Origin of the sequence: Pseudomonas haemolytica (assembly GCF_009659625.1) — a bacterium.
Classification (GTDB): domain Bacteria; phylum Pseudomonadota; class Gammaproteobacteria; order Pseudomonadales; family Pseudomonadaceae; genus Aquipseudomonas; species Aquipseudomonas haemolytica.
Genome location: NZ_VOIW01000002.1, coordinates 493,189 through 511,700 on the forward strand (window position 1 = coordinate 493,189; position 18,512 = coordinate 511,700).

The 18,512-nt window shown below is 57.0% G+C and carries 23 protein-coding genes and 1 tRNA gene; 13 read left to right on the forward strand and 11 right to left on the reverse strand.

All coding sequences use genetic code 11. The features are described 5' to 3' along the window. Position 1: 1 nt before the first annotated feature. From FRT59_RS08445 to FRT59_RS08455, 4 genes are read right to left on the reverse strand one after another with little or no spacing between them, the layout of a single operon-like run. Positions 2 to 1,297: a tyrosine-type recombinase/integrase gene (locus FRT59_RS08445; protein ID WP_153870948.1), complete on the reverse strand. Its 1,296-nt coding sequence runs from the start codon at positions 1,295 to 1,297 to the stop codon at positions 2 to 4. Continuing rightward, a complete protein-coding gene (locus FRT59_RS27195) occupies positions 1,294 to 1,503 on the reverse strand; it encodes a hypothetical protein (RefSeq protein ID WP_034117627.1) in 210 nt (69 codons plus the stop codon). Before FRT59_RS27195 ends, FRT59_RS08445 begins: the two co-directional genes overlap by 4 nt. Next, positions 1,503 to 2,873, reverse strand: coding sequence for a replicative DNA helicase (gene dnaB, locus FRT59_RS08450; RefSeq protein WP_153870949.1), 1,371 nt, complete (start codon positions 2,871 to 2,873; stop codon positions 1,503 to 1,505). The genes FRT59_RS27195 and dnaB overlap by 1 nt, the downstream gene beginning before the upstream one ends. Next, positions 2,866 to 3,576: a helix-turn-helix domain-containing protein gene (locus FRT59_RS08455; protein WP_153870950.1), complete on the reverse strand. Its 711-nt coding sequence runs from the start codon at positions 3,574 to 3,576 to the stop codon at positions 2,866 to 2,868. The genes dnaB and FRT59_RS08455 overlap by 8 nt, the downstream gene beginning before the upstream one ends. A 666-nt stretch (positions 3,577 to 4,242) precedes the next feature. On the opposite strand from FRT59_RS08455, the gene FRT59_RS08460 reads away from it, so the two are divergent. From FRT59_RS08460 to FRT59_RS08485, 6 genes are all read left to right on the forward strand, one after another. Then, positions 4,243 to 4,938, forward strand: a complete 696-nt coding sequence (locus FRT59_RS08460) for a S24 family peptidase (protein WP_153870951.1) — start codon at positions 4,243 to 4,245, stop codon at positions 4,936 to 4,938. A 398-nt stretch (positions 4,939 to 5,336) separates the two neighbouring features. Continuing rightward, positions 5,337 to 5,720 (forward strand): LuxR C-terminal-related transcriptional regulator, encoded by a 384-nt coding sequence (locus FRT59_RS08465; protein WP_153870952.1) that lies wholly within the window; start codon positions 5,337 to 5,339, stop codon positions 5,718 to 5,720. A gap of 319 nt (positions 5,721 to 6,039) precedes the next feature. Continuing rightward, complete coding sequence (locus FRT59_RS08470) at positions 6,040 to 6,402, forward strand: hypothetical protein (RefSeq protein ID WP_153870953.1); 363 nt, start codon at positions 6,040 to 6,042, stop codon at positions 6,400 to 6,402. Then, complete coding sequence (locus FRT59_RS08475; protein ID WP_153870954.1) at positions 6,399 to 6,713, forward strand: hypothetical protein; 315 nt, start codon at positions 6,399 to 6,401, stop codon at positions 6,711 to 6,713. The genes FRT59_RS08470 and FRT59_RS08475 overlap by 4 nt, the downstream gene beginning before the upstream one ends. 91 nt (positions 6,714 to 6,804) lie before the next feature. Then, positions 6,805 to 7,152 (forward strand): hypothetical protein, encoded by a 348-nt coding sequence (locus tag FRT59_RS08480; RefSeq protein WP_028619156.1) that lies wholly within the window; start codon positions 6,805 to 6,807, stop codon positions 7,150 to 7,152. Between the two features lie 44 nt (positions 7,153 to 7,196). Continuing rightward, a complete protein-coding gene (locus FRT59_RS08485; RefSeq protein WP_153870955.1) occupies positions 7,197 to 8,012 on the forward strand; it encodes a YfdQ family protein in 816 nt (271 codons plus the stop codon). Positions 8,013 to 8,055: 43 nt separating this feature from the next. Here FRT59_RS08485 and FRT59_RS08490 read toward each other — a convergent pair whose 3' ends face one another. Continuing rightward, positions 8,056 to 9,039, reverse strand: a complete 984-nt coding sequence (locus FRT59_RS08490; RefSeq protein ID WP_153870956.1) for a hypothetical protein — start codon at positions 9,037 to 9,039, stop codon at positions 8,056 to 8,058. Between the two features lie 31 nt (positions 9,040 to 9,070). Here FRT59_RS08490 and FRT59_RS08495 point away from each other — a divergent pair, with 31 nt between their 5' ends. Continuing rightward, the gene (locus FRT59_RS08495; RefSeq protein WP_153870957.1) at positions 9,071 to 9,994 is read left to right on the forward strand and encodes a DNA cytosine methyltransferase; all 924 of its coding nucleotides are present in this window, start codon (positions 9,071 to 9,073) and stop codon (positions 9,992 to 9,994) included. A 5-nt stretch (positions 9,995 to 9,999) separates the two neighbouring features. Here FRT59_RS08495 and FRT59_RS08500 read toward each other — a convergent pair whose 3' ends face one another. Further along, on the reverse strand, positions 10,000 to 10,539 hold the full coding sequence (locus tag FRT59_RS08500; RefSeq protein WP_153870958.1) for an MltR family transcriptional regulator: 540 nt from the start codon (positions 10,537 to 10,539) through the stop codon (positions 10,000 to 10,002). 395 nt (positions 10,540 to 10,934) lie between these two features. On the opposite strand from FRT59_RS08500, the gene FRT59_RS08505 reads away from it, so the two are divergent. The 6 genes from FRT59_RS08505 to FRT59_RS08530 all read left to right on the forward strand — a co-directional run bounded on the left by FRT59_RS08505 (position 10,935) and on the right by FRT59_RS08530 (position 14,147). Further along, positions 10,935 to 11,264 (forward strand): hypothetical protein, encoded by a 330-nt coding sequence (locus FRT59_RS08505; protein WP_153870959.1) that lies wholly within the window; start codon positions 10,935 to 10,937, stop codon positions 11,262 to 11,264. Then, positions 11,261 to 11,545 (forward strand): hypothetical protein, encoded by a 285-nt coding sequence (locus tag FRT59_RS08510; protein ID WP_153870960.1) that lies wholly within the window; start codon positions 11,261 to 11,263, stop codon positions 11,543 to 11,545. Before FRT59_RS08505 ends, FRT59_RS08510 begins: the two co-directional genes overlap by 4 nt. 546 nt (positions 11,546 to 12,091) lie before the next feature. Further along, positions 12,092 to 12,562, forward strand: coding sequence for a class I SAM-dependent methyltransferase (locus FRT59_RS08515; RefSeq protein WP_153870961.1), 471 nt, complete (start codon positions 12,092 to 12,094; stop codon positions 12,560 to 12,562). A 36-nt stretch (positions 12,563 to 12,598) separates the two neighbouring features. Further along, complete coding sequence (locus FRT59_RS08520; protein WP_153870962.1) at positions 12,599 to 12,820, forward strand: hypothetical protein; 222 nt, start codon at positions 12,599 to 12,601, stop codon at positions 12,818 to 12,820. 2 nt (positions 12,821 to 12,822) lie between these two features. Beyond that, a complete protein-coding gene (locus FRT59_RS08525; RefSeq protein WP_034117610.1) occupies positions 12,823 to 13,035 on the forward strand; it encodes a hypothetical protein in 213 nt (70 codons plus the stop codon). After that, entirely contained in the window at positions 13,035 to 14,147 is a 1,113-nt protein-coding gene (locus FRT59_RS08530) for a phage integrase Arm DNA-binding domain-containing protein (RefSeq protein ID WP_153871135.1), read from the forward strand. Before FRT59_RS08525 ends, FRT59_RS08530 begins: the two co-directional genes overlap by 1 nt. 89 nt (positions 14,148 to 14,236) lie before the next feature. Here FRT59_RS08530 and FRT59_RS08535 read toward each other — a convergent pair. The 5 genes from FRT59_RS08535 to pheS all read right to left on the reverse strand — a co-directional run bounded on the left by FRT59_RS08535 (position 14,237) and on the right by pheS (position 18,468). Next, positions 14,237 to 14,313 (reverse strand) — tRNA-Pro (locus tag FRT59_RS08535). 90 nt (positions 14,314 to 14,403) lie between these two features. After that, complete coding sequence (locus FRT59_RS08540) at positions 14,404 to 14,760, reverse strand: MerR family transcriptional regulator (RefSeq protein ID WP_003174972.1); 357 nt, start codon at positions 14,758 to 14,760, stop codon at positions 14,404 to 14,406. Beyond that, a complete protein-coding gene (gene ihfA, locus FRT59_RS08545) occupies positions 14,741 to 15,043 on the reverse strand; it encodes an integration host factor subunit alpha (protein ID WP_002553164.1) in 303 nt (100 codons plus the stop codon). The genes FRT59_RS08540 and ihfA overlap by 20 nt, the downstream gene beginning before the upstream one ends. A 3-nt stretch (positions 15,044 to 15,046) precedes the next feature. Then, a complete protein-coding gene (gene pheT / locus FRT59_RS08550) occupies positions 15,047 to 17,425 on the reverse strand; it encodes a phenylalanine--tRNA ligase subunit beta (RefSeq protein ID WP_153870963.1) in 2,379 nt (792 codons plus the stop codon). 26 nt (positions 17,426 to 17,451) lie between these two features. Next, complete coding sequence (gene pheS / locus FRT59_RS08555; RefSeq protein WP_034117607.1) at positions 17,452 to 18,468, reverse strand: phenylalanine--tRNA ligase subunit alpha; 1,017 nt, start codon at positions 18,466 to 18,468, stop codon at positions 17,452 to 17,454. Between the last annotated feature and the right edge of the window lie 44 nt (positions 18,469 to 18,512).

Below are 18,512 nucleotides of genomic sequence, written 5' to 3' on the forward strand. Positions count from 1 at the left end.
TTTAAACCTCGCCCTTAACAAATTGTGGTTCTGCCTCGCAGGCCCCGCCGTTCAAGGCGTCTACGAGGTTTTGCGAATCTTCATATCTAACGCCTGTCTGCGCGTGGATCGCCTTGAAACCACGCTCATCTAACCAGTTGTGCCACTTAACCAAGGCCAGGCGGCGCTGCTCTTTGGCCTGGGTGTTGATGTAGGTGGAGGCGATCTTGCCCAGCGAGTGGTTGAGCAGCATCTCGCCGATGTGGCCGTCGACGCCGAGGTCAGTCCAGGCGGTACGGGCCACCTTGCGCAGGTCGTGACTGGTCCAGGCGCCCTGCCCTAGCCGTGTGAATACCGCGCTCGCCTGGTTGTCGCTGAGTGCCTTGCCCCGACGCGACGGAAACAGGAGCGGCCCCTCGTAGCCCTGGGCGTTTTGGCGGGTGCGGTATAGCTGTAGGAGCGAGCACACCTGGTCGGTCAGCGGCACCCGCAGCTCGGTCTTGGTCTTGGTGTGTTCTGCCGGGATGAACCACTCACGCTCTGGCAGCGCGATATCGGCCCAGCGGGACTGACGGGTCTCACCGATCCGGGTGCCGTGGCACAGCATCATCAAGGCCAGCATCGCGTCACCCGGCGCGCTGTCGAAGCGCTCGGCCAGGAGCCTCACCAGGTCCTGCAACTGCACGTCACGCAACCGCGCCGGCTTGGGCAGGATCCGCGCCGTGGTGAAGTTGACGAACTTCATTTCCGCCATCGGGTTCACCGGGATCAGGTCCAGCTTGCGGGCCTGACGGAAGGCCACCGCGAGCAGCCGGTACAGCTGCTGCACGTAGGACAGCGATAGTTCGGCCTGGGCTGGCCACATCAGCAGCTTGTCGAGGGTCTGGGCGCTCACGTCGCGCAGCAGCAGATCGTCCAGGCGCGGCTTGAGCTGGCAACTGATGGCCGACTTGCCCGCAGCCCGACGCTTGTCGGAGAGCGCACGCGACTTGGCCATGCGATCACCGAACCAATCGAGTAGCTCGCCCACAGTCACCCAGCCTGAAACACTGGCCGCGCTGTCGGCAGCAACCCGCAAGCGCACCGCCGGCAGTGCGGCGATCACCTGCTTGGTATTCAGGTCGGGAAAGCCGCCGATGCGATGCCATTTGCGCTTGTTGAGCAGGTACCAGGAGCCGCGCGTGCGATTCTTGGCGAAACGGAAGTGCAGCGCCGGGTGGCCGGCGTCCCGCAGATCACGTACATGCTCAAGCTTGGCATTGCGGGCAATCTCGGCATCTGACAGCTTCACCGTCAGGGTTTTGATTTGGGTGTTCAAAACGCGCCCTCCTCCGGATTAAGGAGGTCGATAACCTCAAACGTCGACGGCCACATCTGGCCGCCGTATCGAACTGCCATGGCCCTATCAAAAAAGAGCGCTAGCGCATGATCTGGTGCACTCCCCAGGTCTATCTTGGATGAACAGCAAAACACCGCGTAGCGGTACAGGTCAGGCTTCGGAACCGCAAGGCGGGGATCTGCCATTAGAATTGATCCTTTTGTTTGTAGCGGTCAGCCATGCTGGTGACCTTTGCAGGCTTGGACGGCTCAACCCATCCAGCAGCCAGTTGTTCAAATCGGCTGTACTGCCCGAGGAAGGCAGCACGCACGGTGCCACCGGCGATGTCACGGCCCTTGCCAATGATGATTTCGGCAATGCCCTTCGCTTCGGAATGCTCGTGGTAAACCTCGTCGCGGTAGACGAACAAGATGATGTCGGCGTCTTGCTCAATGGCGCCGGATTCGCGCAGGTCAGAGCACATTGGGCGCTTGTTGGGGCGTTTTTCGCACTCACGCGAGAGCTGGCTGAGCAGAATCACCGGGATGCCCAGTTCGCGAGCCATCAGTTTCGCGGTGCGGGTCATGTGGCTGACTTCCTGCTCTCGGCTGAACGTGCGTGAGTCGGAGTCCACCAGCTGCAGGTAATCGATCACCATCAGGTCCAGGCCGTATCGGCGCTTGTGACGACGGGCAGCGGCGCGCATCCGGTTCATCGACATCGATGCGCGGTCCGACAGGTACAGGCTGGAGTGCTTGAGCTTGCTGGCGGCACTCATCAGCTCGGCGCCATGGCTGTGCGGGGCTTTGCCGTTCTTGATCAGTTGCAGCGGTATGCGCCCTTCAGACGCCATGAAGCGGTCCATAAGGCCGGTGTTATCCATTTCGAGACTGAACGCCATCACGCTCTTACCCTCACGAATGGCGGCGTTGGAAGCGATGTTCATGGCCAGGGTGGTTTTCCCCATGGCTGGACGGCCCGCAATGATGATCAGTTGGCCAGGCTTAAGACCCTGCAGTTTTTCGTCTAAGTCGGGAATGCCGGTTGATAGCCCATCAATCTCGTCGCCCCGGTCGGCGCGGGCCTGAAGCACCTCGATGTAGTCATCCAGGATGTGCTCTGCCTTGATCACCTCGGATGTGGCCGACTGACTGTCGACCGCCTGGGCCTCGGCCTGCACCGCTGCGACCTTGTCCACGGTGGACTGGTCGCCATAAGCGATATCGTTGATCCGAACGCTCAATGCGATCAGTGATCTATCCAGGCTGCGCTCGCGAACGGTTCCGGCATAAGACGCAGCGTTCGCAACGCTTGGCGTGTTACGGGCGATATCGGCGGCGTACGCGAAGGCGGGAGAACCGCAAGGCAGGTCCCCGACACGAGCGCCGATAGTCACGATATCAACCGGCTGGCCGGCGCCATGCAAGTCCAAGATGCCGCGATAGATGGCGGCGTTGTCCTCGTAGTAGAAATCATCGACGGCCAGATCTGCACTGAGTAGATCGATCAGCTCAGGGCGCAGGAACATTGCCCCCAGTACACCGTGTTCGGCCTCGAGGCTGTATGGGTCACGCATTGTAATTTCCCTCCACGACCTTTACGAAGTTGCTCGGCTTGATCAACCAGTCGAACGTCGCCCGAAAAGGCTTAGCCCCGTCCCGGCCCTCACCCTCCCCCATCAGGAATGAACTCGAAGCAACCAGCGCAAAGAACTCAGCCCAAAAATCTAAATCCTGATGAACCGAACTTTCGTTCCAGCGTGCCGCGATCTTGGTCACTCGGTCTTTGGTGAGCATCGCAACCTGAGGGAGTGCAGGAAGCGTTTTGTTGAACAGGTCGACAATTGCCTGAGACGGGCACTTCGGCTTCGAAACTTTCGCTGGTTGGTCACCGCCAACAAGAGGTGATGATTCAATTGATGGTTCTATTACGGTTCTGGGTGCAGCTGCTGCGGGGGTTTTTGTCGTTAGCTGCGGGGGTGGCGGTGCATCTGGTGCGGGGTGCATTTCTTGCGGGGGTGCATATGCTGCCGGGGTAAGGGTGTACATAGTCGAGCGTCCCATCCGTTCACGGACGGACAAGATGCTTGCTTGCCCTAACCACTTGATCGCGCCCTGAACGGTCCTTTCGGCAAGGCATGTACGTTCAGCGATACGAGCGACCGAAGGCCAGCAAACACCCTCGTCGTTTGCGTTGTCAGCCAGCGATATCAGGACAGCCTTCTGCGGGCCGCTCATGCCTTGCAACGGCCAGCACAGGCTCATGATTATGGTGCTCATGCGGAAACATCCTGGGCAGGTGCCAGGGACGCCTTCAAGTAATCGAGGCATTCCCGGCGGAATTGAGACTTGGATTCGTGCGAGTACTGGACGCCAATCAGGAGGGCGGCATCCATCGCGGCGGATTGAATTGAGGAACGGTGTCGAGACACCTTTTCAGGCACCGTGGTAAGTGTCGCGACATCGCCTGAACTATTGACTGCGGGGGTGTTATTGATCATTATTCACCTCGAGATAACGCTGTACTAAACCGCCCTGCCAGGCGGTTTTTTTATGTCTGGGATTTGGGTGCTGGATGAATCAACAGCTAAACCAGATCGCCTTTTTGTTTTCGCCTATTGGGCGGAAAATCAACTCATCGAACGGTTAGGCCGCCGAATCCTTGGTGGCACTTGCTGGATCGTCATCACGAGTCGCGCAAAGCTCTCCGCGGGATTCCTTCTCCAACACGCACTGCATTGGATAGGAGAATCCGCCAGCGGATCTGCATTGCGAAACCCGGCTTCTTGTCACGCCGAGGGCCGTACCGATCGCGCCTGGCGAGCCAAAAAACTTCAAGGCTTGGTCATAGGTCATTAAGGTTTCTCCATTTCACTGCCGCGAGTTTAGAAATGTTAACCACAAAAGGCAAGTTATCTAAACTCGGCATTGTTTAGAATCCTAAATATGAATTTCAGCGAACGACTCAAAGCACGCATGGACGCCCTAGGCCTCCGCGCGACAGATATCAGCGAGATGACCGGCGTATCGAAGGCGACGGTGTCTTTCTGGATTAATGGGACAAATGGCGCGAAGGGAAAAAACCTGACATCGCTAGCCAGGGCGCTCGACTGCTCAGCTGAGTGGCTGTCGGAAGGGATTGATCCGCCCAAGGCCCCTAGCCTTGCGCCTATCGAAACCTGGGACGATGAAACGCCGCTGGACGAAGACGAGGTCTATGTCCCCTTCCTTGAAGAGATAGAGCTGTCGGCAGGCTCAGGCAAATACTCAATAGAAGAGAGCGACTCAGCCCGGCTGCGCTTCTTCAAGAAAGACCTGCGCCAGAACAACGTGCAGTTTGCCAACGCAAAGTGCGTCTCTGTCAGCGGCAACAGCATGCTCCCGGTGCTTCGCGATGGAGCTACCGTCGGTATAAACGTGGGGAAAAACTCACTACGGGACGTCGTTGACGGAGAGATGTACGCGATAAGCCACAACGGGCAGCTCCGCGTGAAGCAGGTGTATCGAACCCCCACAGGAATCCGGTTACGCAGCTTTAACCGAGACGAACACCCTGACGAGGACTACACCTTTCAAGAAGTCCAAGACCAACAAATAGCGATCATCGGCCACGTATTTTGGTGGGCCATGTATTCCCGCTGAATCCTAGAGTCGCAAATGAAGACCCGCCACCGAGCGGGTTTTTTTGCGCCTCGGAATCCATAAACTTAACTATTTGTTAAGTTTTCTAAAATTATGGCTTGACCAATCTTGTTAAGTTTTCTAAATTTGCCCCATCGCCGGATAATAACCGGCCAGATGGAAGGCAGCGATGAACCGGCCTCAACGGTTCAGAGGGTTGGCAACTGACCCGGGCGTGCAGCGTAAAGCGCCAAGACGAGTTATCCAGCGGGAGAACAAGCCGAAAGGCCCGCGGCTGGACAAACAATTTGATGGAGCCGGCGGCAGCGCCAGTAGCGGGAAGCCGGCAAGCGACACCAGAAGATTTCACGTCAGCGCCTGTATCGGGCGCTTTCGGAAAACAACCGGGAGTCACGACGATGGAAGCAACAATCATCAGCGGCGCATGGAAGGGTCATCTCGGACGCGGCCTTGCGCCAAAAGAAGTTCAGTACCTGCTCGGCACTGCCCAGGGCATGACAGCAAAAGAGATTGCCCGCCAGTTTGACGTGGCGGCCTGCACGGTGGCCAAGCGTCTTTCCTGCGCCATGTTCAAGCTGGGCGTGACCCGCCAGACAGCGGCGGTTGCCGAGGCCATGCGCCGGCAGATCATCTCGCCGATGTGCTTCGTCCTGGCCAGCCTGATCGCCATGCACGCAATGATCGGTGACGACGCTATGCGCCGTGATCGCCGAACGCCTGAGCGACGTACCGCCCAGGTACGAATGGTGCGCCAGGCTGAACGGCCAACCCTTACCGCCTAAACGTATGCATCACCTCCGCCCATTCGTTGAGTGGGCTTTGGGATGCGGACGAAATCGCGGCCTATAACCGCCCACCTGCATTCAACCCACCCTGCACGGAGGATTGGCAGCCATGTAAACGCTCAGATACCTGCAAGGCCCCAAAGGGCTCTGCCAGCTTGTCACGTACGGAGGCGTTTGTGACAGAACGAAAGCCCGGTTTCGACTGGGCTTTTTTACGCCTCGCCTTTACCCGTCAGCACCCTCCCCTGGGCCCACCGGCACATACCAGGCGGTCAGGGTGCTGACGAATAAATGCAACCACAACCTAGGAGTCGGCATGAACCCAGCCATCCAACAAAGCCAAGCCGTTCTGCAGGCCCTGCGGGAACGTGTTTCGCTTTCCACTTCGGAGATGTACATGAAGATCGGGCGCGAAGAACCTGTGAGGGCGCCGCGCTTCAACGTGGTGCCGCTCGGCAAGAACCTGTTCGATGTGGTGGAGCGCTCCACCGGCGTTTCCCGCGGTGCGCGCACCGGGCATGACGGCGCCTGTCAGTATGCCGACCAGCTCGAGCGCAACGCTGACTTCTTCAATGCAGCCAAGGCCACGTCGAAGCGCTTCGGTTGGCGGATGGTTCGCTGGACGGTCGGTTTCTCGGCGCTGCTTGTGCTGTTCGCCTATTACGGTGCAAAGCCATGATCGGCGAACCACTGCCGGATCCACGGCGCTCGATCATCGATGAGCTGAACCAGCAGCTGGACGCGTTCTTCGGTTCGGGCAAGACCGCGCAGATCATCCCCAGCGGCGTCGGTGTGGACGGTCCATTCAACGGCACCACGGCCCACCACGAACGCCTCCGGAAAGAACGCGACAAGCTCGCACCGTCCGTGCGTGCCGAAGCAGCCAAGGGCGTCGTGGCCAGCGTTGCAGCAAAGAACCTGGGCATGCACATCAAGCGCGTGACGCTGATCGCCCAGGAGAACGGCTTCAAGTTTGCCGACACCCCATGAGGCGCATCAACAACCAGGTGCGCCAACGCCTTCGCCAATCGCAATTCAGCCTACCACCCAGCGGCCTCTTGGCCACCCCGGAGAAACAGCCATGTCCACAGCAACAGATACAGCCGAGTTTTTGGAAGAGCTCAACGGTGGCGCCTTCGCCAGCCAAATCGGTCACGCCATCTCCGAAGTAGCCGCGGGGGTCGTTGACCATGGCAAGGCCGGGAAGCTGGTGATCACCCTGGATTTCAGCCAGATCGGCGAATCGCACCAGGTGAAGATCAAGCACAAGCTCGACTACAAGGTGCCAACCAAACGCGGCACACGTAGCGAGAACACCAGTCTCGACACCCCCATGCACGTGGGCACCGGTGGCCGCGTAACACTCTTCGCGGAGAAGCATGACCAGCTTTTCAGCCGCGACGACGCGCCAATCCCCAAGCGCACCTGATCTACCCCGCTCCCCCTCCCTTCCGCAACCCAAGGAAATAACCGATGTCACTTACCAAAGATGCAATTCAGCTCATCACCGATACCGCGCTGGAAGCCAACGGCAAGAAGCTGGAAACACTGGTCCCTACCGTAGTGCTGCCGGAAAGCTCGAAAGTCATCGACCTGGAGAAGTTCCAGGCCGGCCGTAGCCGCTTCCGTGGCACCTACAGCACCCACTCGCTAGCAGATTTCGGCACCTATGTTGTTGAACGCGCCGAACCAGGCGCACGCGGCTTCATCGACCAAGACGCAATGAGCTGTGTCCTGCTGTTCAACCTCGGCACCACCGGCGAACCCGGCCACGCCGATGACCGCGCCGTCCTCAAGCTGAAGCCAACCGCCGGCTACACCGCCGCCCAGCAAATCGGCGGGCGCGGCATCAGCCAGAAAGACCTGAGCGACTGGATCGAAGACTGGCACCAATACCTAACTCCGGTTGACGAGGCAGGCAACGCTATCCCGGTGGCCAAGGCCATTGCCGCCGTACGCACCATCACCATCAAAGCTTCCAGCGAATCGGAAACCACCGTGGGCGAAACCAGCGCAAGCCGAAGCGCCATGGACCAGATCGAGGCGCGAAGCAAAGAAACCCTGCCCGTTTCCCTGCAATTTCGCACGGTTCCGTTTGAAGGCCTGACCGAACAACAGATCACCCTTCGCCTTTCTGTCATCACCAGCGGCTCGCAGCCGGTGTTGAAATTGCGTTGGGTTGGCGAAGAGGTTCAGCGCGAAGATATTGCACAAGAATTCAAAGCCGTACTGCAGCGCAACATTGGCGATGCTGCCGCTCTGTCTATAGGTGCTTTCGATCCAAAGTGAACGAATCAGGCCGGGCAACCGGTCTGATCCACCATCATCCATTTTATTGAAATTTGGACAGCTCAACAGACTCGGAATCAAGATATCCGACGCAATACAAACCATTGTCGTAATTTCTAAAGAAATAGTCGACGAATGCCATTTGCATTTTCTCAGTATCTTTTACCCGAACTGCTCCATGGATACTCCAATACCCATTAACACTTTCCGAGCCGCCACTAAAAAGCCCGGAGCAATACTCATGAGCCATCGGCAACAGCCATGCTAGAGGCACATTAGTACTGTGCACCACCATACTGCACCAATCATAAATCCCTCTAAGCACAGACAAGTTAAATCCATCAAACTCAAAATTACTTGCGTACTCCTTTATAAAATCATAGTGAAACCCGTGCCAGTAACGAGGCGAATTGAAGTGCTTATCAATTAACCACACACCAACAATCCTCTCGAATTTTACTTCCATTGCTTGACGCAAAACAAAAACGGATGCAACCCCGCATTCACGATGCGCGCCTAGTAAAGGATTGTCGGCAGCAATTGAAGCCGATTGAGAAAGAATACTGCTTAGCCAATACAGATCTCTAGATCTAGACGAGCTCGATTTTGAGCCATTAAAGAATACATATTCTGGCTCCCTAGATAGCACGGCATACTCAATTAACGGTCTAAAATCGTGTAGATAACTATATAGTAAATTCGAAGCATCAATAAGGGCCTGATCGCCACGCAACTCATATTCTGTCGTGACACTCGTCAGACATTCACGCAGATACTTAACACCAACAATCAAACTAATATGACAAAAAACCAGCGCTTCACTTGGAGCCATAAACTCGTTCTTGTTAAAACAAACCTCTACCAAGTACTCATCAGAGTATTTTTTATTTATCTTTTTCGCTGGAAGTTTGCTGAGCAAATGGTCACAAACGCCATTCATAGATTGAAGTAAACGATCCGCAGAAAACTCTTTTTTGAGGATAATGTTATGTAACTCAGTAAGAGCTTCGCCAACACAAGGAACCATCAGAACATCCCTCTCCGGAAAGTAAAAATCAATGATAACAGCAATAGATTTGTTCGCCGGGTTTGGCGGATGGACGCGTGGCGGGAAAGACGCCGGCCTCAACGTCCTCTGGGCCGCCAACCACTGGCCCGCCGCCGTGGAGTGGCACACCAAGAACAACCCGGAAACGCAGCATGTGTGCCAGGACCTGCATCAGGCTGATTGGTCGCAGGTGCCAAAGCATGACGTGATGCTGGCCTCTCCGTGCTGCCAGGGCCACACCAAGGCGCGCGGCAAGACGTCAGGGAACCCGCAGCACGACAACTCGCGCTCGACGGCCTGGGCGCCAGTGGCGAATGCAGAAGTCAACAGGCCAGACTTCGCAATCATCGAGAACGTGCCGGAGTTCATGGACTGGATTCTCTACCCGGCCTGGGCCGACGCAATGCGCCGACTGGGCTATTCGCTGGCCCCGCATATCGTGGACTGTGCAGACCTCGGCGTTCCCCAGCACCGGGTGCGCCTATTCATGGTCTGTTCCCGCAGCAAGGCTCCGCTCCACCTGCAGCTCCAGCAATACCAGCATGTGCCGGCCAGCGAGATAATCGACTTCAATGCCGGCAAGTGGTCGCCGATCATCAAGCCAGGTCGTGCCGAATCGACGCTTACCCGCGTGAAGAATGGCCGGGAACGGTTTGGCGAGCGGTTTGTCATGCCCTACTACGGTTCCGGTTCGGGTCTGACCGGCCGCAGCCTGGACCGTCCAATCGGCACCATCACCACACTGGACCGATGGGCCGTGGTCGACGGTGACCGGATGCGCATGATCACCGCGGACGAAGCCATGGCCGCACAGTCCTTCCCGAAAGACACGCAGCGCCCGGACAACCACAAGCTGACCATGCACATGACCGGGAACGCGGTGCCGCCTTTGGCCGGCCAACGGATAATCGAAGCCATATTTAAAGCCGCGTGACTTTGCTATTTCGGCCAAGCCCCCAAATGATCAAAACTGATATTAAAATACCTACACTGACTCTCCAATATACCAATATGGATATCTTTAATTATTAAACAAAATGCTTGTTTAAAATGCACTGAATTACTAATCAACTCCCCTATTAAAATTTCTCCTTTTTTTCTTTCATGCTTGTTACGAGCCTGATAAAAACGCATAGATTGAATTTGCGCTACAACCTTTTTGTCGGAGAAAGAGCAGTGCATATGAACATGGGCAAACTCATTTCTAAGCTTTCTTATCACCATGAGATCGTGGAAAATATCTTCATTAATCAATGAAAACCCGCGAGCTATCTGGGCTCTTGCAGAAAACGAACCCAACGGTCCATTACCGTCTAGTACTTTTACCGAATATCTATTCGAAAGCCCATTCGATTTCATTACTGTTGAAAGGTAGCGAGCAAGGAGGCTGTCTAGTAATGCTGCCGCAACAATGACGCTCCCCCGATCCGACTCTTCCAATAACGGGTCTATTTCTGACGCAACAGCTGAATTCTCCATACTTCCCCCTTCAAAAAAATAATGAAAATACTAACATTACATCGTATTGTTTTAGAAGATATCTCCATGACTGAAGAAAACAGATAGACCAGACAGCGTGGCGAAGTGAAGCGTTAGCGATTCAAAAGCGCAGGCGGCAAGTATGTGTACGCCACCGACTTCGACAAATGCAGCCCAGTGCATCCTCGATCCTTCTGAGCGAAGCCTCACCGTCGAACGTCGCGTGAAAGCACCGTAGCTGCGCCTGAACGAAGCGAATCATCTTATCGTGGATCAAAGCGTCGCGCTGAAAAGGATCTACGACCGGGTCGACGCCACCGCAGCGCCGAGAACTCCGAAGTAACCCACAACTCCCTCCCCTTCAAGTCAGCCGCTATAGCGGCAAGGACGAAGTCATGCCTGAAGAAATCAAATTGATCCAGCCAGCCCCGGTCGTGCGCGATGAATACGGGATGTTTGCTCATCCCGATATGCCCGACTTCGACGAGGGGGACGGTGATAAGTGCAAGGCCTGGGTAGCCGCACAGCGCTTGCACGTGAAGATGGTGAGCCTCGAATACCACAGCGACGAAGCGGTATCTGAGCGCTATTTCGAAGCCGGCGACCCGGACTGCAGCTACTGGGAGCCGGATCGACCTGATGGCGAAGGTTGGTTCTGCCTGGCCATTCACGACACCGACGACGGCCCAGTCTGCTGGTGGGCACGCCGCGAGGTGACGCCATGAAACAGTATCCGCTAGAGGTCGAGAGCGTCGGCAGTGACACCTACATCGTCATGAGTAAAGGCCACCACGATTTCACCGAATTCATGACTGAGGCCGTTACCCAGTACCACGGGTGGTTTTTGGGCGGACCTCAGCACGTCTGGATCAAGACGACCCCAGCCAAGGGCGGCTGGAACTACAACATCGTAAAGGAAGGTACGCGCGGCGCCTGGCCAGCCACTTACTGCTGGGAGTACGCCGACAACTATAAGGAATGGCAGAAGCTTGCGGTGACGCCATGATCGCCACCCTCTGGTTCGCCTACGTCTTCATCTACAAGGGGCCGAAGTGAACGAACGCAAGGCATCAAGCGTTGCGGTAGATGCCAAGGCGCATGGTGGAAGGGATAGGAGACAGCTTCGTCGCTGTAAGCATCATTGCCCTGGCCACACCGAAGGCCAGGGCTGCGGTCATAGATTCCCCCGGTCGCTCTTTGTAGTACTCCTCAAAAAGCATGCTGCCACTTCCGCTGTAAGCGCTCACAAATAACTGAACTGTACCTGTTCGAGAGGTGCGCACTTGAACGTCGATCTGCCCCCCATCTGGAAGCAAGCCATCGTGACACCGGGCGTGAAGCTCGCAGTCCGACCAATCCGAAAACACCCGCCTTCGTTGCTTTGAAAACATGATGTCGGTCCGCATTAGAGAGTTCGTCACTTGTACTCCTTTTCCAAACCAATAAGTGACTTACGTCAATCTTATTGAACTTTATTTGCATTTAGCGGTTTCGCACTTCCTCTTATCCACCCCCTACATGCCTGCCGGTGAGCGGCGGGCGGAGCTACCCCATGAATGCACAAGTCCTCGACCCATGCAGCGCCAGCCGCATGATGTGGTTCGACAAGGGCGACCAGCGCGCCCTGTTCGGTGACATCCGAGATGAAGAACACATGCTATGCGATGGCCGAGTGTTGAAGGTTGAGCCAGACGTGATCATGGACTTTCGGCACCTGCCCTTCCCCGACGCCAGCTTCAACATGGTCGTGTTCGATCCGCCGCACCTGGTACGCGCTGGGCGCGAAAGCTGGCTTCGGCTTAAGTACGGGATCCTCACCGATGACTGGAGGGATGATCTCCGCAAAGGCTTCGCCGAGTGCTTCCGGGTTGTGCGCCCCGGCCAATTCCTGATCTTCAAGTGGAACGAAACCCAGATCCGGGTCAGCGAGATTCTTGCCCTTACCGATGAGCAGCCGTTGTTTGGCCACAAGTCCGGCAAGCGCGAGAAAACGCACTGGATCACGTTCATGAAACAACCCTAACCCACCTTCTGCCGCCCAGCGCGGCAAGGACACCACATGTTCGCATTCAAACTCACCCTGATACTGCTGGGCGCTTTGCTGTACCTGGTAGGAACCATCGGCTGGCTCTTCTGGTTCGGGCCTGGCCTTGTTGAAACTGGCACCACCGAGGCACTGCTCTACGCCTTCTCGGGCACCTGCGCCTGGCTGCTGATCACCTTCGGCTTGGCCATCCACATCATCAAGCAAGCACGGCCCACTGCGGCCGGCGGGAGGTAGCTATGCGAAAGGAACTCATCAAAATCAGCGAATTCCAGCGCCGCCGCTGGGGGGAAAACGGCACACCACCCTGCCCCCAGGCAATTCGCAATCACATCCGCAACGGCATGGTGCCGGGCGAGCAAATCGGGAAACTCTGGTACGTTGATTGGGCTGCGTTCAACTCGTCCAATGGTAACGACCTTGTCGCAATGGTATTGAAAGGAGCTGCATGATGTCCCCACGGCCGCGCAATACTGCGAACAAGAGCCTTCCTCAGAACCTGTACTTCGACGCGCGGCGCGGGACATATCGCTACCGGCGCCCTACCGACGGGAAGTTCTTCCCGTTTGGCCCGGATCGGGTGAAAGCCATCGACGCAGCTAAGCAGCTCAACCTTGAATTCATGCGCGGCGCTGACCTGGTCGGCGCCGTGATGTCCAACCCATCTGACAGCTTCGAGGGTTTCCTCGACAAATATGAAGCTGAGGTGCTGCCGCCCAGGGAGCTTGCGAAAGGCACTCTTAGCCTATATGCGGTTCACTTTCGGCGGTTCAGGAAGTGGTTTGAAGGAAAGACTGTAGATCAGATCACCATTCGCATGATCGCCACCGAGCTGGATGGGCTCACCCCGCGCACGGCAAACCAATGCCGGGCGCTTTTGACCGACATTTTCAACCATGCCGCAGCCAAAGGCCTGTGCCCGGACAACCCCGCGGCCAGCACCATCAACCGGATCGAGAAGAAGCAGCGTAAACGCCACACCATCGATGGGCTGAAAGCCATAAGGGAGAAGTCGCCAGCCTGGCTACAGAATGCAATTGACCTGGCGCTGATCACCGCTCAACGGCGGACCGACATCCTGGACATGCGTTTTGATGGGGTTCGGGAAGGGTTTCTGTATGTCGTGCAGAAGAAAACGGCCAAGGCAACAGACGCGGCCTGGATTCGGTTCAGGGTCACGCCCGAGTTGCAGGCGGTAATCAGCCGGTGCCGCGATGATGTAGTTTCGCCGTACCTGGTGCACCGCAAGCCGGATCGGCTGAAACAGAAGCAGGCACAGACAAAGGACCACTGGACGAAGATTGAGGAACGGTATTTGACGCGAGCGTTCAAGGAGGCCAGAGAGGCGGCGAACTGCTACGCGGGATGGAAGGAGGAAGAGATGCCAGGCTTCCATGAAGTGAGGGCACTGTCGCTGCACTTGTACAAGAAAGCAGGAAAGGATGGGCAGAAAATCGCAGGCCATGCGAGCGAGGGCATGACCAAAAACTACCAACGGGACCATGAGGAAATCATCTGGTCCGAGGCAATTCCGGACCTGAATATCAGCGAAATCACCGGGTAGTTTTGCGCAAGTTTTGCGCGGGTTTTGCGCAGGCACAAAAAAGCCGATCTATCTGATCGGCTTAAGTGTCTGATTTTACTCAGGAATAATGGTCGGGACGGAGTGATTCGAACACTCGACCCCTAGCACCCCATGCTAGTGCGCTACCGGACTGCGCTACGCCCCGACTAGGCGTGTTACTGGGTTCGCTTCGCAACGAAGCGATCAGGAATATACCGCAAGCTTTTGAAATGTGGAAGTATTTTAAAAGCTTGAATCATTTCTTCAAAACCACCAACACATCTTCGAGCTCGGAGATCATCTGGCGGATCAGTTGCTTGTACTGGGTGGTGTCGTCTTTGGCTTCATCACCGGACATACGCTGGCGTGCGCCGCTGATGGTGAACCCCTGGTCGTACAGCAACGCGCGGATCTGTCGGATCATCAGCACATCCTGGCGCTGATAATACCGACGGTTCCCGGTGCGTTTGACGGGGTTGAGTTGAGGAAACTCCTGCTCCCAATAGCGCAGCACGTGCGGTTTGACCGCACAGAGCTCGCTGACTTCACCGATGGTGAAGTAGCGCTTGCCTGGGATGACGGGTAGTTCGTCGTTATGACTTGGTTCCAGCATAAGCCTCAACTCGGGCCTTCAACTTCTGCCCTGGACGAAAGGTGACCACACGGCGAGCCGTGATCGGGATTTCTTCTCCCGTTTTTGGATTGCGGCCAGGCCGCTGGCGTTTGTCCCGCAGGTCGAAATTGCCGAAACCGGACAATTTGACCTGTTCGTTGTCTTCCAGAGCGTGCCTGATCTCTTCAAAAAACAGCTCGACCAATTCCTTGGCCTCGCGCTTGTTCAGACCCAACTCTTCGTACAGACGTTCCGCCATCTCAGCTTTCGTCAAAGCCCCCATACGTCACTTCCTTAACGTGGCGTTCAACCTTTGTTCGAGCGAGGTGAGGATATTTTGCGTCGTAGTATTCACCTCATCGTCATTAAGAGTGCGCGATGGATGCTGCCAGGTCAAGCCAACTGCAAGGCTTTTTCTATGCGGATCAATGCCTTTACCCTGATAGACGTCAAATAGCCTGAGGTCTGTCAGCCATTCCCCTGCATTTTCACGGATTACATCCAGAACGGCAGTGGCGGCGACTTCACGGTCGGCGATCAGGGCCAGGTCGCGACGCACTTCAGGGAAGCGCGACAACTCACTGAATTTAGGCATCTTGCCCGACGCAACTTCAGCCAAGACTAGCTCAAAAACGAAGACTGGGCGGTCCAGCCCCAGGGTTTTCGACAGTTCTGGGTGGATAGCACCGACGAAGCCCACCAGGCGACCTTCGCGTTCGATACGCGCAGTCTGGCCAGGGTGCAACGCAGGGTGGCTGCCCGGCACAAAAGTGAAGGCATCCAGCGCACCGGCAAAGCCTAGTACCGCTTCCACGTCAGCCTTGACGTCGAAGAAGTCCACGACCTCACGGCCCTGCGCCCAGCCTTCCGGAAGGCGGCTGCCGCAGACGACGCCAGCCAGCATTGGCTCTTGCTTCAAGCCATCGAGCTGACCGACGAAACGCAAGCCACTTTCGAACAGGCGCACGCGGTCTTGCTGGCGGTTCAGGTTGTGCGAAAGCGCTTTCACCAGACCCGGCCACAGCGACGAACGCATGGCGGCCATGTCGTTGGAGATCGGGTTAGCCAGCAATAGCGGCTCGACACCAGGGTTGAACAGCTCGAACTGTTTTGGATCGATGAAGCTGTAGGTCACGGCCTCTTGGTAACCACGGGCCACCAACAGGCGACGCAACTCAGGCAAGTGCGCACGCGCTTCAGCTTTGGGTTGCGGCGCCAGGCGCGCTTGCGGGTAACGAACTGGCAAGCGGTTGTAACCATACAGGCGCGCCAGTTCTTCGATCAGGTCAACTTCCAGGCTGATGTCGAAGCGATGGCTTGGTACTTCAACCTGCCACTGCCCTTCCCCACCCGCAGAAATACCCAGGCCGAGGGCCGACAACAGTTGCTCGATTTCAGCCGGTTCAATAACCAGGCCGAGCATCTGCTCAACGCTTTTGGCACGCAGGGTGATCGGTGCGACCGACGGCAGGTACTGTTCGCTGACGGTTTCGGTGATCGGTCCAGCTTCGCCACCAGTGATTTCCAGCAGCAGGCCGGTGGCGCGCTCCATGGCTTCACGGGCCAGCTTCCAGTCCACACCACGCTCGTAGCGATGCGACGCATCGGTATGCAGGCCGTAGGAGCGGGCTTTGCCGGCGATGGCGATCTGGTCGAAGAACGCGCTTTCAAGGAATACGTCACGGGTGGTGGACGATACACCGCTGTGCTCGCCACCCATCACGCCGGCAATCGCCAAGGCGCGGGAGTGGTCGGCGATGACCAAGGTGTCGGCACGCAGGCTGACTTCCTGACCATCGAGCAGTACCAGCTTCTCGCCTTCTTCGGCCATGCGCACGCGGATACCGCCATTGATTTCGGCGAGATCGAACGCGTGCAACGGCTGGCCCAACTCCAGCATTACGTAGTTGGTGATATCGACCGCGGCGTCGATGCTGCGCACATCAGCGCGACGCAGACGCTCAACCATCCACAGCGGGGTTGGCTTGGACAGGTCGACGTTACGGACCACACGCCCCAGGTAACGTGGGCAGGCGTTTGGCGCCAGCACTTCAATCGAGCGTACTTCGTCGTGCACTGCCGGCACTGCAGCGACCACTGGACGGGTGACGGGAGCGTTGTACAGCGCGCCCACTTCACGGGCCAGGCCAGCCAGGGACAGGCAGTCGCCACGGTTCGGGGTCAGGTCGACCTCGATGCTGGCGTCTTCCAGTTCCAGGTAAACACGAATGTCCTGGCCCACAGGTGCGTCAGCCGGCAGTTCCATCAGGCCATCGTTGCCTTCGCCTACCTGCAACTCCGCCTGGGAGCACAGCATGCCGTTGGATTCAACGCCACGCAGCTTGGCTTTCTTGATCTTGAAGTCGCCCGGCAGTTCGGCACCGATCATGGCAAACGGGATCTTCAGGCCCGGGCGCACGTTGGGCGCTCCGCACACGACCTGGAAGGTTTCTGTGCCGTTGCTGACCTGGCACACACGCAATTTGTCGGCATCCGGGTGTTGCTCGGTGCTCAGCACCTCGCCCACCACCACACCGCTGAAAACACCGGCGGCCGGCGTAACGCTATCGACCTCAAGACCGGCCATCGACAGACGCGCAACCAGCTCGTCGCGCTCTACCTGCGGGCTTACCCAGCCACGCAGCCATTGTTCACTGAATTTCATCCTGCTCTCCTAAAGATTCGTTACGACTAGCGAAATTGCGCGAGGAACCGCAAGTCGTTGTCGAAGAACAGACGCAAGTCGTTCACGCCGTAACGCAGCATGGCCAGACGCTCAACGCCCATGCCGAAGGCAAAGCCCGAGAACTCTTCCGGGTCGATCCCGGACATGCGCAGCACGTTAGGGTGGACCATGCCGCAGCCCATCACTTCCAGCCAGCCGGTCTGCTTGCAGACACGGCAGCCTTTACCGCTGCACATCACGCATTCCATGTCGACTTCAGCGGATGGCTCGGTGAACGGGAAGAACGACGGACGGAAACGCACCGCCAGTTCCTTCTCGAAGAACACCCGCAGGAATTCTTCGATAGTGCCCTTGAGGTCGGCGAAGTTGATGTCGCGATCAACCAGCAGGCCTTCGACCTGGTGGAACATCGGCGAGTGGGTGATATCCGAGTCGCTACGGTACACACGGCCTGGGCAGACAATGCGGATCGGCGGCTTGTTCGCTTCCATGGTGCGGACCTGTACCGGCGAGGTATGGGTGCGCAACAGCATGTTGGCGTTGAAATAGAAGGTGTCGTGCATCGACCGGGCCGGGTGATGGCCTGGGATGTTGAGCGCCTCGAAGTTGTGATAGTCGTCTTCGACCTCAGGGCCTTCGGCAATGCCGTAGCCGATGTGAGTGAAGAACTGTTCGATACGTTCCAGAGTCCGGGTGATCGGATGCAGACCGCCCGAGGCCTGGCCACGGCCAGGCAAGGTAACGTCAATGGACTCGGCGGCGAGCTTGGCCGCAAGATCGGCCTCCTCGAGCGACGCCTTGCGCGCATTGAGAACCTCTGTGACACGCTCCTTGGCGACGTTGATCAGCGCACCGACCTGCGGGCGCTCTTCAGCCGGCAAATTCCCCAGGGTCTTCATTACCTGAGTCAATTCACCCTTTTTGCCAAGGTAGTGAACCCGGATTTGCTCCAGGGCATTTACATCTTCAGCGCTATGCACAGCCTCAAGGGCTTGGGCGACGAGCGCGTCCAGGTTTTCCATGTACAGACTCCAGATACAAAATAGGGGAAGAGCTTTAAGGCTCT